Origin of the sequence: Curvibacter gracilis ATCC BAA-807 (genome assembly GCF_000518645.1) — a bacterium.
Taxonomy (GTDB): Bacteria; Pseudomonadota; Gammaproteobacteria; order Burkholderiales; family Burkholderiaceae_C; genus Curvibacter; species Curvibacter gracilis.
In genome coordinates, this window is the sequence record NZ_JADZ01000032.1 from 14877 (window position 1) to 27192 (window position 12316).

The window sequence follows — 12316 nt, forward strand, 5'->3', positions numbered from 1 at the left end:
ATGATCTGTCAAGAAACTTTACACCGAAGCCTTGCATGAACACCCAGCTCCTGATGATTGAAGACGACGCCCGCCTGGCCCAGATGGTCGGCGAATACCTGGGCCAGTCCGGCTTTGCGGTCAGCCACGCCGCCACCGGCCATGCCGGCCTGGAGCGGCTGCAAAGCCAGGGCAACAACCCCGATCTGGTGGTGCTGGACCTGATGCTGCCCGATCTGGACGGCCTGGAGATCTGCCGCCGCATCCGCTCGCTGCAGGGGCCGCAGGCCCAGACCCCGATCCTGATGCTGACCGCCAAGGGCGACCCCATGGACCGCATCATCGGGCTGGAGCTGGGCGCCGACGACTACCTGCCCAAGCCCTTCGAGCCGCGCGAGCTGTTGGCGCGCATCCGTGCCATCCTGCGCCGCAAGGGCGACCAGCCCGGCGCCCCCTCGCAGGTGATGCGCTTCGGCTCGCTGGAGATCGACCGCGACGCGCGCAGCGTCACCGTGGCGGGCCAGCCCTGCGAGCTGACCTCTTACCAGTTCGACCTGCTGATCACCCTGGCCGAGCGCGCCGGCCGCGTGCTGACCCGCGACCAGATCATGGAAGCCGTGCGCGGCCGTGAGCTGGAAGCCTTTGACCGCTCCATCGACGTGCACATGGGGCGCATCCGACTGGCCATCGAGGCCGATCCCAAGTCGCCCAAGCGCATCCTCACCGTGCGTGGCGTCGGCTACGTGTTTGCCAAGCAACAGGACTGATCTTGTCCACACCTCCACCCCTGGCGGCATCGCCCAGCGCCTTCACCGGCTCCCCTTTGCAGCGCCTGACCCGGCGCCTGTATGTCCGCATCTGGCTGGCTGTGCTGCTGGCCATGGCCTTGCTCACCCTGGGCGTGGCCTGGGCCTGGCGTGTGACGACCGAACCTCCGCTGCTGGAGGCCGTGGTGCGCAATGCCGCCGGTGAGGTGGTGGGCGCGGGCGCCTTGCGTCGCCATGGTCCCCACCCCGATGGGCGCGAGCCCCCACCCGGTGAGCCTGGCCCGCGGGCCCTGGATGGGCCGCACCCGCCGCCGCCGGGTGGGCCGACCGATGGCGAAGGCCCGTCCCGGGGCGAGGGGCCACCGCTGGAGGCCGTGCGCCATGGCCCGGAGTTTGTCGTCACCATGCACAACGGCGAGGTGCTCAACGTGCACCTGCCGCGCCCGCCACGCAATTTCTGGAGCCGACCCCCCTTCGGCTTTTTCTGGACCCTGGGCCTGGCGGCGGTGGCCGTGGCCCTGGCCACCTACCCCATCATCCGCAAGCTGACCCGGCGCCTGGAGCAGTTGCAGCGTGGCGTGGAGCGCTGGGGCGATGGTGATCTGTCGGTGCGCGTGCCGGTGAAGGGGCATGACGAAGTGGCCTATCTGGCGGGTCGCTTCAACCTTGCGGCCGAGCGCATCGAAACCCTGATGCAGTCGCACAAGAAGCTGCTGGCCAATGCCTCGCACGAGCTGCGCTCCCCGCTGGCGCGCATCCGCATGGGGGTGGAGCTGCTGGGTGAGCAGGCCTCACCGGCTTTCCGCGACGAGATCAAGCGCAACATCGGCGAGCTGGACCAGCTGATCGACGAGATCCTGCTGGCCAGCCGGCTTGACGCCAGCGAGGCTGACATGGGCACGCTGGAAAAGGTCGACCTGATCGGCCTGGCGGCCGAGGAGTGCGCCCGTGTGGATGCCGACCTGGAAGCGGCCGAAGACAGCGGCGAGCTGGTGGTCAACGGCGTGTCCAAGCTGATGCGGCGCGCCGTGCGCAACCTGCTGGAGAACGCGCGCCGCTATGGGCGCGGTGACATCTCGGTGCACCTGTCGCGCCAGGGCCCGATGATCCTGCTGGCCGTGTGCGACCGGGGCCCAGGCGTGCCGCGCGAGCAGCGCGAGCGCATCTTCGAGCCCTTCTACCGCCTGCCCGGCGCCAGCGAGCGCGAGGGTGGTGTGGGACTGGGGCTGGCGCTGGTCAAGTCGATTGCCGAGCGCCATGGCGGCACCGTGCACTGCGAAGACCGCGAGGGCGGCGGCGCCCGCTTTGTGCTGACCCTGCCCAGCGTCGGGTGAGTCCGGGTGTTCGGGGCCTGAGTACCGGGCTCAGGTCCCCCCGACGTAGGGGTTGCTCTGGCGTTCGCGCCCGAAAGTGCTTTCAGGCCCGTGCCCGGGGATGAACACCGTGTCGTCTCCCATGGGCCACAGGCGCTGGGTGATGCTGGCTATCAACTGCTGGTGGTTGCCCTGGGGGAAGTCGGTGCGCCCGATGCTGCCGGCAAACAGCACATCGCCCACGAAGGCCCTTTGGATCTCGGGCGAGTAGAACACCACATGGCCCGGCGTGTGCCCCGGGCAATGCCGCACCTGCAGCGTGTGGCGCCCGATCTGCACCGTGTCGCCATCGGCCAGCCAGCGCGTGGGCGTGAAAGCCTCGGCCACCGGAAAGCCGAACATGCGGCTTTGCTCAGGCAGGCCATCAATCCAGAACTGATCGCCCGGGTGCGGCCCGATGATGGGCAACTGCAGCCGCCGGGCCAGCTCGCCGGTGCCCCCGGCATGGTCGATGTGCGCATGGGTGAGCCAGATCTGCTCCAGCTTCAGGCCCAGGCGCTCGACTTCGGCCAGCAACCGGTCCAGATCGCCACCGGGGTCGATCACGGCCGCCTGCCGGGTTTCATCGCACCAGACCAGGGAGCAGTTCTGCTGGAAGGCGGTGACGGGGAGGGTGAGGTAGTGGAGCATGGGTGGGTCGGAATGCTGAAAACAAGACAATGAGTTGCCGGCCAATGTACCGAACTTCTGGCCGGCAGGCATGAACCGCAGCGCTGGGCGGTGTTTACAGATTGGTGGCCGCCAGCACCTCGTTCAGGTCGGTCAGGCCTTGCAGCATCTTCTCGATGCCGTCCTGGCGCAGGGTTTTCATGCCGGCGGCCAGGGCGCTCTGGCGCAGCTCGCTGCCGCTGGCGCGGTGGCGGATCTGGCTGCGGATGGCGTCGCTGCTCAGCATCAGCTCGTGCAGGCCCAGGCGTCCCAGGTAGCCGTGGTGCTCGCAGTGCGGGCAGCCGGCTTCGTGGGCGCGGTACAGCATCAGGCCTTGGCCTTGCGGGCCCTGACCATGCCTGTGCTGCCAGTGGGTGATCTGTCGCTGCACCTCTTGCTCGCTGGGTTGGGCCGTGCCGTCACTGGCGCTGAGCAGGTACTGGCGGGCCAGGGCTTGCAGTGCCTCGGCGGTGGCGGGCTGCGCCTCGCGGCAGTGCGGGCAGAGTTGGCGCACCAGGCGCTGGGCCAGGATGGCCAGCAGCGAATCCGAGAAGTTGAACGGGTCGAGCCCGATCTCCAGCAGCCGGCCCACGCTCTCGGGGGCCGAGTTGGTGTGCAGGGTGGACAGCACCAGGTGGCCGGTGAGCGAGGCTTCCACCGCGATGCGGGCCGTCTCCTCGTCGCGCATCTCGCCGATCATGATGACGTCGGGGTCGGCGCGCAAAAAGGTGCGCATGGCGGCGGCAAAGGTCCAGCCGATGCGCGGGTTGATCTGCACCTGGCGCAGGCCCTCCTGGGTGATCTCGACCGGGTCTTCGGCCGTCCAGATCTTGCGGTCCTCGGTGTTGATGTCGCGGATCAGCGAGTGCAGGGTGGTGGTCTTGCCGCTGCCCGTGGGGCCGCAGACCAGGATCAGGCCGTAGCTTTTCTGGGCCATGGCGCGCAGCGCCTGCAGGTTGGCGGGGTTCAGGCCGATGCTGTCCAGGGGCAACGGGCGGTGGCTGCCCAGCAGGCGCAGCACCACGTCCTCCAGGCCCTGCGAGGTGGGCACGGTGACCATGCGCATCTCCAGGCGCGAGTTGCCGAAGCGCGAGAAGTCGATCTTGCCGTCCTGGGGCTTGCGGTGTTCCGAGATGTCCAGCCCGGCCATGATCTTGAGCCGGGTGACCAGGGCAAAGCGCCAGTGGCAGGGCACTTCCAGGTAGTTGAGCAGGCGGCCATCCACGCGCAGCCGGATGCGCACCGGCGCCGGTGCCGGCTGCATCTCGATGTGGATGTCGGAGGCCCGGTGGGCCTGGGCCTCGCTGATCAAGGTGTTGATCAGGCGCACCAGCGTGTTGTCCGACTCGTTGACCTGGTCGGCATCGGCGTGGGCTTCGGCATCGCTGCTGGGCGCCAGTTCGCTGGCCAGGGCGTGGGCATTGAGCACCTTGGGCGCGTCGGCCAGGGTCGGTGGGGTGGGGCTGGTCTGGCGCGGGTAGAAGCGGGCGATGGTGGGCTGCAGCGTGCCGGGCGCGGCCAGGGCCGGCAGCAGGCGGTGCTGGGTCAGGAAGCGCAGCTCATCGAGCAATCGCTGGTCCCAGGGGTCGGCCATCAGCAGCACCAGCACCTCGTCTTCGAGCAGCAGCGGCAGCACCGATTCGCGCTCGGCCACATGGCGCGGCACCAGGGCCAGCGCGCTGGGGTCGGGGGAGAGTTGGCGCGGGTCGATCACCGGGTCGCCCAGCCAGGCGGCGATGGCGGCCTGCAACTGGGCTTCGCTCAGGATGCCGTTGCGCACCAGGATCTGGCCGAGCAGGGTCTTGTCGTGGGCTTCGCCTGGGGGCGCATTGCGCCGCTGCTTCTGCTGGTGGGCCAGTGCACTCTCGATGGTGGCGCGCCCCACCAGCCCACTTTGCTGCAGGGCTTCACCCAGGTGCCGGGCTCGGCTCAGGGTGGGGTGGTGGGCATGCAGCCCGTCCCAGAGTTCGCGGCTGGTGGCTGGGCGCAGGGGCGGATTGACGGCGTTGGCGGGCAGGGATGACATGAAAGGCGCTGGACGAAATGAGGGATCAGTCCCGGGGGCAGCGGCTCCTTCTGGCGTGAGTCCGGCTGCTGTGTCGCGTCTTCCCTGGACCCCGCTTTTCACAGGGTCGTCGCGTGAGGCATCGTAAGGGCCGAACTGGCGCTCATTCTTGATCCTGATCAAGCCAGGGCCTGGGGCGTTCGGCGGCGGTCGGGCTCATGAGGACGACCAGGTCAGTGGGGGGGCGTGCAGGCCCCACTGTTCGGCCGCTGCCGCCAGCACCAGGGATTCGCCCGGGGCCACACGGTGGTCGGCCTCGGGCAACTGGATGCACAGGCCCAGCACGCGACGGCGCAGGGCCGGGTCGGTCAGCTCGTCCATCAGGGTCTGCAGGGTGCACTCGTCGACCGGGCAGTCGTGCTCCCAGCGCAGTTGCCGGCTGGCCTGCAGATCGACGCACAGGCTGTCCAGCACCTCGTGCAGGGCTTGCGGGCACAGGCCGAGTTGCTGGTGCACCGCCAGGCGTTCGAGCGATTCGAACTCGGGCGGGCTCAGGTCCCGGTCGGCGATCAGGGTCAGTGCGACGATGCGAGCCGCTGCGTGCGGGCTGTTGTGAGGGTAGGTGCGCATGCTCTGCTCCCCGGCTCAGTCGTCGGAGCCACCCAGGCCGAACAGGCTGAGCAGGCTGGTGAACAGATTGAAGAGCGAGACATACAGACCCACGGTGGCCAGCACGTAGTTGGTCTCGCCGCCGTGGACGATGCGGCTGGTCTCGTACAGGATCAGGGCCGCCGAGAGCAGGGCGACGCCGACCGAGACCGTCAGCGCCAGGGCCGGGATCTGCAGCAGCAGGGCGGCCACCCCGGCCAGCAGCGCGATGAGCAGGCCGGCCGTCAGAAAGCCGCCCAGAAAGCCGAAGTCGCGCCGCGTCAACAGCACATAGGACGACAGCGCCAGAAATGTTGCGCCAGTGCTGGCCAAGGCCAGCGCCACCGCCTCGGTGCCACCGGGCAGGGCCAGGGAGCGGGTCAACAAGGGCCCCAGGGAGTAGCCCATGAACCCGGTCAGAGCGAAGACGGCCGGCAGGGCCCAGGCGCTGTGTTGCAGACGGTGCACGGCCCACAGAAGCCCCAGGCTGATCGCCAGGCCGAGCAGCGGCCCGGGGCCCGGCAGTTGCAGCGCCAGGCTAAGCACCGCCACCGCTGCGCTCAGCAGCAGCGTCATGGCCAGCAGGGCGTAGGTGTTGCGCAGCACGCGCTGCGCCGCGGGGGCCAGCGCGGGGCGCGCCTCGGACACGGGCCAGGTGGCGATGGGTCGGCCCTGGCCGGATGTGGACGGATCGGGGTGTGAGGGGGTCATGGTGAAGCTCCTGTGGGCCGATGAAGGCGCGGGTTTCAACGTTCGGTGAGCAGACTGGCCCGGCGGGGGCGGGCCGGCCTTTGCTGGCGGCGCAAGGCGCGCTTGAGCGTGCGCAGGGCGCGGCCCAGCGACAGGTCCAGCGCCGTGCGCCAGTCCGGGGCCAGGGTGGTGATGACGAGTTCGCCGGCGCCCACCGTGCTCAGGGCCAGTTGGCAGCGCTTGTCCACCCCGCCCCGGGGGCCGTTGATGTCGGAGAGCTGCACCTTGGCCCGTGGCACCAGGGCGCTGAGGCGGCGCATGGCGAATCTCACGCGTGCCACGGCCTGCTCGCGCAGCTCGCTGCCGTCGGGGTGGCGTGATTCGAAAATGACCTGCATGACGATCTCCAGTGAGTGAATGGAGACTCGAAGATAGGGGGCGCAAGGCTTCAGTAAAAGCAGATAATTTCGCATCGAATGTCCTAAAAATACTGAATTCATCCCATGAGCGCCTCGTTCAATTACAAGCACCTGTACTACTTCTGGGTGGTGGCCAAGGAGGGCGGCATCTCCAAGGCGGCCGAGCGTCTGGGCATGGCGGTGCAGACCATCAGTGCCCAGGTCCGGGAGCTGGAGCGTTCGCTCGGCTATGCGCTGCTCAAGCCCGCCGGGCGGGGCCTGGTGCTGACCGATGCAGGCATCGCCGCCATGCAGCAGGCGGACCAGATCTTCCAGCTTGGCGAGAGCCTGCCCATGCGGGTGCGCGATGCGGTCAGCGCGCCCATGGTGCGGCTGGCCGTGGGGATTTGCGACGGGCTGTCCAAGCTGGTGGTGCGCAGCCTCCTGAACCCGATCATGGAGGTCACGCACCTGCGCCTGCTGTGTCACGAAGGCGAGCTCGACGACCTGCTGGGTGAGCTGGCGCTGCACCGGCTCGACGTGGTGCTGTCCGACCGGCCGGCCCCCGTCAACCCGAACATCAAGCTCTACAGCCACCCCATGGGCACCTCGTCGATCGCCTGGTATGGCACGGCGGCCATGGCCGAGTCCTGCAGCAGGCGCTTTCCGGCCAGCCTGGCCGATGTGCCGGTGCTGCTGCCCACGGGCCACACCGCCTTGCGGGCGCGGCTGGATGCCTGGTTCGAGCAGCAGGGGGTGCGCCCCCGGGTGGTTGGTGAGTTCGAGGACAGCGCCTTGCTGAAGACCTTCGGCGCCAGCGGCATGGGCGTGTTCCCGGCCTCGGAGCTGGCCCATGAGGATCTGCAGGCCCACTACCCGGTGCGCCGCATCGGCCCTTGCGAGGGGGTGACCGAGCATTTCTATGCCATCGGCACCGAGCGCAAGGTGCAGCACCCCATCGTGCAGCGTCTGCTGCAGGCTGCTGCCTGAGGGGCGGGCGCGGAGGCCGCCCCGAAACGACAGAACCCGGGCATCGCCCGGGTTCTGTCTTTGTGCCGGATCGCCAGGCCGGATGCCCGGACCCGTCAGGGCCAGGCCTGACGGCACCGATCCGTTCAGTCGGCCTGCTGGATTCCGACCAGCACCCAGCCTCCGGCACCGGTGAGAGGCTTGCCGAGGTTCCAGATCTCGTCGAACACCTCGTCGTCGATGCCCGCGCCGTAGCGGATGAAGCCGGTGAAGCGCACGCTCACGAGGTAGCGCTGGGCCTCCTGTGCCACGTCAAGCACCTGGGCCTGGAGTTGCAGCACCTCGCCGCGCTGCGGGGCCGGGCCGCGCTCGACCAGCTCCTGCTGCAGTTGGACCAGCAGCTCCGGCGTGGTGAACTCGCGCAGGGCTTCAATCTGGCCGCTGTCATAGGCCGCCTGAAGTCGCACGAAGTTGGCCTTCGCATGGTGTTCAAAGCCCGCCCGGTCGAAGTCGGCCGGCCACGCGGTGCTTGGGGTGGCCGGCTGCAGGGCCGAGCCGATCAGCGAGCCCGAGCCGGTGCCCAGAGGGTTCGAGGGTGGCGCGACCTTGTAGGCGTTTTCCGGCTGCGTGGCCTGGGGCGCGGTGGCGTAGGGCGCGCCCGCGCCGATGGCGGCAGGCGTGAGCCCGGGCGCCGAGCTGGCGTTGCCGGCCGCCTGGCCGCGCCGGCGCAGGAAGAAGCCGATCACGGCCATGACGGCGACGGCCAGCAGGCCCATCATCAGCATCGAGGCCAGTTGCTCGCCAAAGCCGAAATGCGAAGCCAGGGCGGCGATGCCCAGGCCGGCGGCCAGGCCGGCCAGCGGCCCCGCCCAAGAAGGTTTGCGCGCGGCGGCCGTGCCTGCGGCGGGAGCCGGCGCCGCAGGTGCGGCGTTGGGGCTGGCCTGGGTGGCCGGGCTGGACGGGGCTTTGTTCTGCACCGCCTCGCGTTGGGTGCCGACGGACTTGCCGCCGCCCATGCGTTTGGCGGCCTCGGCGTCCATGGAGGCGGTCGCCAGGCCCAGCGACAGCACCACGGCCAGTGCGGTTAAGAGTTTCTTCATGGTCAGCTCCTGGATGAAAAATGATCCTGGACGCAGGGTAAGCAGGAAGAATCTCAAGAAAAAGCGGGGTTTAGTGGACCCACACTCTCAAAAAACCTGAGTCAGAGCCGCTGCGGCGTCAGAGTGCCAGCTCGTATTCCACCGTGATCGGTGCATGGTCGCTGAACTTCTCGCCTTTGTAGATGGCCTCGGTGCGGGCGGTTTCGGCGATGGCGGGGGTGGCCAGGTGGTAGTCCAGCCGCCAGCCCACGTTCTTGGCGTAGGCCTGGCCGCGGTTGCTCCACCAGGTGTAGCAGGCGTCGGTGGTGTCGGGCTGCAGGCGGCGGTAGACGTCGACCAGGCCGTCGGCCAGCAGCTGGGTCATCCAGGCGCGCTCTTCGGGCAGGAAGCCGCTGTTCTTCTGGTTGCCCTTCCAGTTCTTCAGGTCGGCCTGCTGGTGGGCGATGTTGATGTCGCCGCACAGCACGAAGTCGCGCTGCTGCTTCAGGGCCATCAGGTGCGGGTGCATCAGGGCCAGGAAGCGGAACTTGGCCTGCTGGCGCTCCTCGCCCGAAGAGCCGCTGGGAAAGTAGCTGCTGATGACCGAGAACTTGCGCGTCGGGGTGTCAAAGCGCAGCTCGACATAGCGGCCTTCGGCGTCGAACTCGCCGCCATCAAAACCCACCACCACATCGCTGGGTTCATGGCGGGTGTAGACGCCCACGCCTGAGTAGCCTTTTTTCTCGGCCAGGTGGAAGTGGCCCTTGAGGCTGGCCAGTTCTTCGAAGCGGCCGGCCAGGTCGGGGGCCTGGGCCTTGATCTCCTGCACGCAAATACAATCCGGCTGCGTGGCCGCAATCCAGGCTTCGACGCCCTTGGTGGTGGCCGAGCGGATGCCGTTGAGATTGAGGCTGGTTAATTTGAACAAGGAATTCCCCATGGTGGTTGAGAGCGTGCAAGGGTCTGGACAAGACCCGTTGGCCCAGGATTTTGTGCAGTTTGCGGTGGATGCAGGGGTGCTGCGCTTCGGTGAATTCAAGACCAAGGCAGGCCGCCTGAGCCCTTATTTTTTCAATGCCGGGCTGTTTGACGACGGCGCCAAGCTGGGCCGGCTGGCGGAATTCTATGCAAAACGGATCCTGGACAGCGGCATCGAGTTCGACATGATTTTCGGCCCGGCCTACAAGGGCATTCCGCTGGCCGCAGCGGTGGCCATCGAGCTGGCGCGCCTGGGGCGCAACGTGCCCTTTGCCTACAACCGCAAAGAGGCCAAGGACCACGGTGAAGGTGGCACCCTGGTGGGCGCTCCGCTGAAGGGCCGGGTGCTGATCGTGGACGATGTGATGTCCGCCGGCACGGCCGCGCGCGAGTCGATCGCCATCATCCAGGCCGCGGGCGCTCAGCCCCATGCCGTGGCCCTGGCACTGGATCGGCAGGAGAAAGCCACTGAAAACGGGCAGGATGTGCCCTACAGCGCTGTGCAATATGTCCGGGATCGGCTGGGTTTGCAGGTTTGTGCCGTTGCCAGGCTGGCGGACTTGTTACAGTATCTTCAACAAACCGGGCAGGGTGGTTCGGCGGCGGATCACGAGCGTGTTCTGGCCTACCGCCAACGCTATGGGGTGGATGAAGGGTAAAGAGTGACGATAAGGGTTTGGGCCGTGATGGGCTTGCTGGCTGTCCAGGGCGGACTTCAGCTTGCCCATGCCCAAGCCATCTACACCTGCGTGGACGCCAAGGGCCGCCGCATCACGGCGGATCGGCCGATCCCCGAATGCCTGGACCGCGAACAGCGCGAGCTCAATCCCAGCGGCACCGTCAAGCGCCAGATCGCACCCAGCCAGACGGCCGAGGAACGCGCCGCCGAAGAGGCCCGTCAGCGCCAGGCCGCCGAAGAGCAGGCGCGCGTCGCCGAGGAAAAGCGGCGTGACCGGGCCCTGCTGGCCCGTTACCCCAATCGCGCCTCACACGACTCGGAGCGTGGTGAGGCCCTCAAGCAAGTCGATGAAGTGGTGCTGCTGGCGCAGCGCCGCATCGAAGACCTGAAGGCCCAGCGCAAGGCCATCGACACCGAGTTCGAGTTCTACCGCCGCGACCCGGCCAAGGCCCCGCTGGCGCTGCGCATGCGGCAGCAGGACAACCTGGCGGCCGAACAGGCGCAGTTGCGCTTCATCGACGAGCAGGGGCAGGAGAAAAAGCGCATCAACCAGCGCTTTGACCGTGAGCTGCAGCGCCTGGGCCAGCTCTGGAGCGGCGCGCGCTGAGCGCGGCCCGGGCCACGGGGGCCCAGGCGGGCACCGGCCTCAGGCCAGCTTGCTCTTGAGCAGTTCGTTGACCTGGCCTGGGTTGGCCTTGCCCTTGCTGGCCTTCATCACCTGGCCGACCAGGGCGTTGAAGGCCTTCTCCTTGCCGGCCTTGTACTGCGCCACGTTGTCGGCGTTGGCGGCGATCACCTCGTCGATGATCTTCTCGAGCGCGCCCGAGTCGTTCATCTGCTTGAGGCCCTTGGCTTCGATCACGGCATCCACCTCGCTGGCTTCGCCTGACCACAAGGCTTCGAACACCTGCTTGCCCGCATTGTTGGAGATGGTGCCGTCGGCAATGCGGCTCACCAGCACCGCCAGTTGGGCCGCGCTCACGGGGGCGGTCTCGATGCTGGCCTCGCCGCTGTTGAGGCGGCGCGACAACTCGCCCATCACCCAGTTGCTGACCAGCTTGGCCTGGCCGCTGGCTTGGGCTGCGGCCTCAAAGTAGGCCGCCATGGCCTTGCTCTGGGTCAGGGTGGTGGCGTCGTACTCGGGCAGGCCGTAGTCGGCCACGAAGCGGGCCGCCATGGTGCGCGGCAGCTCGGTCATGGCCGCCTTCACGCGCTGCACCCATTCGTCGGCAATCACCAGCGGGGGCAGGTCGGGGTCGGGGAAGTAGCGGTAGTCGGCCGCGTCTTCCTTGGTGCGCATGGCACGGGTCTCACCGGTGTCGGGGTCGAACAGCACGGTGGCCTGCTGGATGGCGTGGCCGTCCTCGATCTGGTCGATCTGCCAGCGCACCTCGTAGTCGATGGCCTGCTGCATGAACTTGAAGCTGTTCAGGTTCTTGATCTCGCGGCGGGTGCCCAGGGGCTGGCCGGGCTTGCGCACCGACACGTTCGCATCGCAGCGGAAGCTGCCTTCTTGCATGTTGCCGTCGCAGATGCCGATCCAGGTGACGATCTTGTGCAGCTCTTTGGCGTAGGCCACGGCTTCGTCGCTGGAGCGGATGTCGGGCTCGGTGACGATTTCGAGCAGCGGCGTGCCGGCGCGGTTCAGGTCGATGCCCGACTGGCCGATGAAGTCTTCGTGCAGCGACTTGCCGGCGTCTTCTTCGAGGTGGGCGCGCACCAGGCGCACGGTCTTCTTCTCGTCACCGAGGAAGAACTCCACCTGGCCGCCCACCACCACCGGGATCTCGAACTGGCTGATCTGGTAGCCCTTGGGCAGGTCGGGGTAGAAGTAGTTCTTGCGCGCAAAGATGCTCTTGGGCGAGATGTGCGAGCCAATCGCCAGGCCGAATTCGATGGCGCGTTCGACCGCGCCCTTGTTCATCACCGGCAGCGTGCCGGGCAGGGCCAGGTCCACGGCGCAGGCCTGGGTGTTGGGTTCGGCGCCGAAGGCGGTGGGCGCACGGCTGAAGATCTTGCTCTGGGTGGAGAGCTGGGCGTGGGTCTCGAAGCCGATCACGACTTCGTAGCCTTGCACGAGTTTGGGTTGGCTGCTGCTCATGT

At 67.9% G+C, this 12316-nt stretch carries 13 protein-coding genes; 5 read left to right on the forward strand and 8 right to left on the reverse strand.

From position 1 onward, the window contains the following. Nucleotides 1–35 precede the first annotated feature (35 nt). Together L880_RS0121070 and L880_RS0121075 are read left to right on the forward strand one after the other, a co-directional pair. The gene (locus L880_RS0121070) at nt 36–746 is read left to right on the forward strand and encodes a response regulator (protein ID WP_027477362.1); all 711 of its coding nucleotides are present in this window, start codon (nt 36–38) and stop codon (nt 744–746) included. A gap of 113 nt (nt 747–859) precedes the next feature. Continuing rightward, nucleotides 860–2080 carry a HAMP domain-containing sensor histidine kinase gene (locus L880_RS0121075; RefSeq protein WP_084461504.1) on the forward strand — a complete coding sequence of 407 codons (1221 nt, stop codon included), beginning with the start codon at nt 860–862 and terminating at the stop codon, nt 2078–2080. Between the two features lie 30 nt (nt 2081–2110). On the opposite strand, the gene L880_RS0121080 is transcribed toward L880_RS0121075, so the two are convergent. The 5 genes from L880_RS0121080 to L880_RS0121100 form a co-directional block, all read right to left on the reverse strand. Continuing rightward, complete coding sequence (locus tag L880_RS0121080) at nt 2111–2749, reverse strand: MBL fold metallo-hydrolase (RefSeq protein ID WP_027477364.1); 639 nt, start codon at nt 2747–2749, stop codon at nt 2111–2113. 94 nt (nt 2750–2843) lie between these two features. After that, nucleotides 2844–4793, reverse strand: a complete 1950-nt coding sequence (locus L880_RS0121085; RefSeq protein ID WP_027477365.1) for a GspE/PulE family protein — start codon at nt 4791–4793, stop codon at nt 2844–2846. 195 nt (nt 4794–4988) lie between these two features. After that, entirely contained in the window at nt 4989–5402 is a 414-nt protein-coding gene (locus L880_RS0121090) for a hypothetical protein (RefSeq protein ID WP_027477366.1), read from the reverse strand. A gap of 15 nt (nt 5403–5417) precedes the next feature. Then, entirely contained in the window at nt 5418–6131 is a 714-nt protein-coding gene (locus L880_RS0121095; protein WP_084461500.1) for a Bax inhibitor-1/YccA family protein, read from the reverse strand. A gap of 35 nt (nt 6132–6166) precedes the next feature. Further along, nucleotides 6167–6508, reverse strand: coding sequence for a hypothetical protein (locus L880_RS0121100; protein WP_027477368.1), 342 nt, complete (start codon nt 6506–6508; stop codon nt 6167–6169). A gap of 105 nt (nt 6509–6613) precedes the next feature. Here L880_RS0121100 and L880_RS0121105 point away from each other — a divergent pair, with 105 nt between their 5' ends. After that, a complete protein-coding gene (locus tag L880_RS0121105) occupies nt 6614–7498 on the forward strand; it encodes a LysR family transcriptional regulator (protein ID WP_027477369.1) in 885 nt (294 codons plus the stop codon). A 125-nt stretch (nt 7499–7623) separates the two neighbouring features. On the opposite strand, the gene L880_RS0121110 is transcribed toward L880_RS0121105, so the two are convergent. Together L880_RS0121110 and L880_RS0121115 are read right to left on the reverse strand one after the other, a co-directional pair. Beyond that, nucleotides 7624–8577, reverse strand: coding sequence for a Tim44 domain-containing protein (locus L880_RS0121110; protein WP_027477370.1), 954 nt, complete (start codon nt 8575–8577; stop codon nt 7624–7626). Nucleotides 8578–8695: 118 nt separating this feature from the next. Then, nucleotides 8696–9484, reverse strand: coding sequence for an exodeoxyribonuclease III (locus tag L880_RS0121115; protein WP_027477371.1), 789 nt, complete (start codon nt 9482–9484; stop codon nt 8696–8698). A 10-nt stretch (nt 9485–9494) separates the two neighbouring features. Between L880_RS0121115 and pyrE the strand changes: the two genes are divergently transcribed. Further along, the gene (pyrE, locus tag L880_RS0121120; protein WP_027477372.1) at nt 9495–10193 is read left to right on the forward strand and encodes an orotate phosphoribosyltransferase; all 699 of its coding nucleotides are present in this window, start codon (nt 9495–9497) and stop codon (nt 10191–10193) included. A gap of 27 nt (nt 10194–10220) precedes the next feature. Then, nucleotides 10221–10820, forward strand: coding sequence for a DUF4124 domain-containing protein (locus tag L880_RS0121125; protein ID WP_027477373.1), 600 nt, complete (start codon nt 10221–10223; stop codon nt 10818–10820). Between the two features lie 39 nt (nt 10821–10859). Here the strand turns inward: L880_RS0121125 and gatB are convergent, their stop codons facing one another. Then, nucleotides 10860–12314, reverse strand: a complete 1455-nt coding sequence (gene gatB, locus L880_RS0121130) for an Asp-tRNA(Asn)/Glu-tRNA(Gln) amidotransferase subunit GatB (protein WP_027477374.1) — start codon at nt 12312–12314, stop codon at nt 10860–10862. Nucleotides 12315–12316 lie beyond the last annotated feature (2 nt).

Coding starts and splice junctions, on each gene's coding strand:
- L880_RS0121070 (WP_027477362.1), top strand. CDS start 36: ATGAACACCCAGCTCCTGATGATTGAAGACGACGCCCGCCTGGCCCAG.
- L880_RS0121075 (WP_084461504.1), top strand. CDS start 860: ATGGCCTTGCTCACCCTGGGCGTGGCCTGGGCCTGGCGTGTGACGACC.
- L880_RS0121080 (WP_027477364.1), bottom strand. CDS start 2,749: ATGCTCCACTACCTCACCCTCCCCGTCACCGCCTTCCAGCAGAACTGC.
- L880_RS0121085 (WP_027477365.1), bottom strand. CDS start 4,793: ATGTCATCCCTGCCCGCCAACGCCGTCAATCCGCCCCTGCGCCCAGCC.
- L880_RS0121090 (WP_027477366.1), bottom strand. CDS start 5,402: ATGCGCACCTACCCTCACAACAGCCCGCACGCAGCGGCTCGCATCGTC.
- L880_RS0121095 (WP_084461500.1), bottom strand. CDS start 6,131: ATGACCCCCTCACACCCCGATCCGTCCACATCCGGCCAGGGCCGACCC.
- L880_RS0121100 (WP_027477368.1), bottom strand. CDS start 6,508: ATGCAGGTCATTTTCGAATCACGCCACCCCGACGGCAGCGAGCTGCGC.
- L880_RS0121105 (WP_027477369.1), top strand. CDS start 6,614: ATGAGCGCCTCGTTCAATTACAAGCACCTGTACTACTTCTGGGTGGTG.
- L880_RS0121110 (WP_027477370.1), bottom strand. CDS start 8,577: ATGAAGAAACTCTTAACCGCACTGGCCGTGGTGCTGTCGCTGGGCCTG.
- pyrE (WP_027477372.1), top strand. CDS start 9,495: ATGGTGGTTGAGAGCGTGCAAGGGTCTGGACAAGACCCGTTGGCCCAG.
- L880_RS0121125 (WP_027477373.1), top strand. CDS start 10,221: ATGGGCTTGCTGGCTGTCCAGGGCGGACTTCAGCTTGCCCATGCCCAA.
- gatB (WP_027477374.1), bottom strand. CDS start 12,314: ATGAGCAGCAGCCAACCCAAACTCGTGCAAGGCTACGAAGTCGTGATC.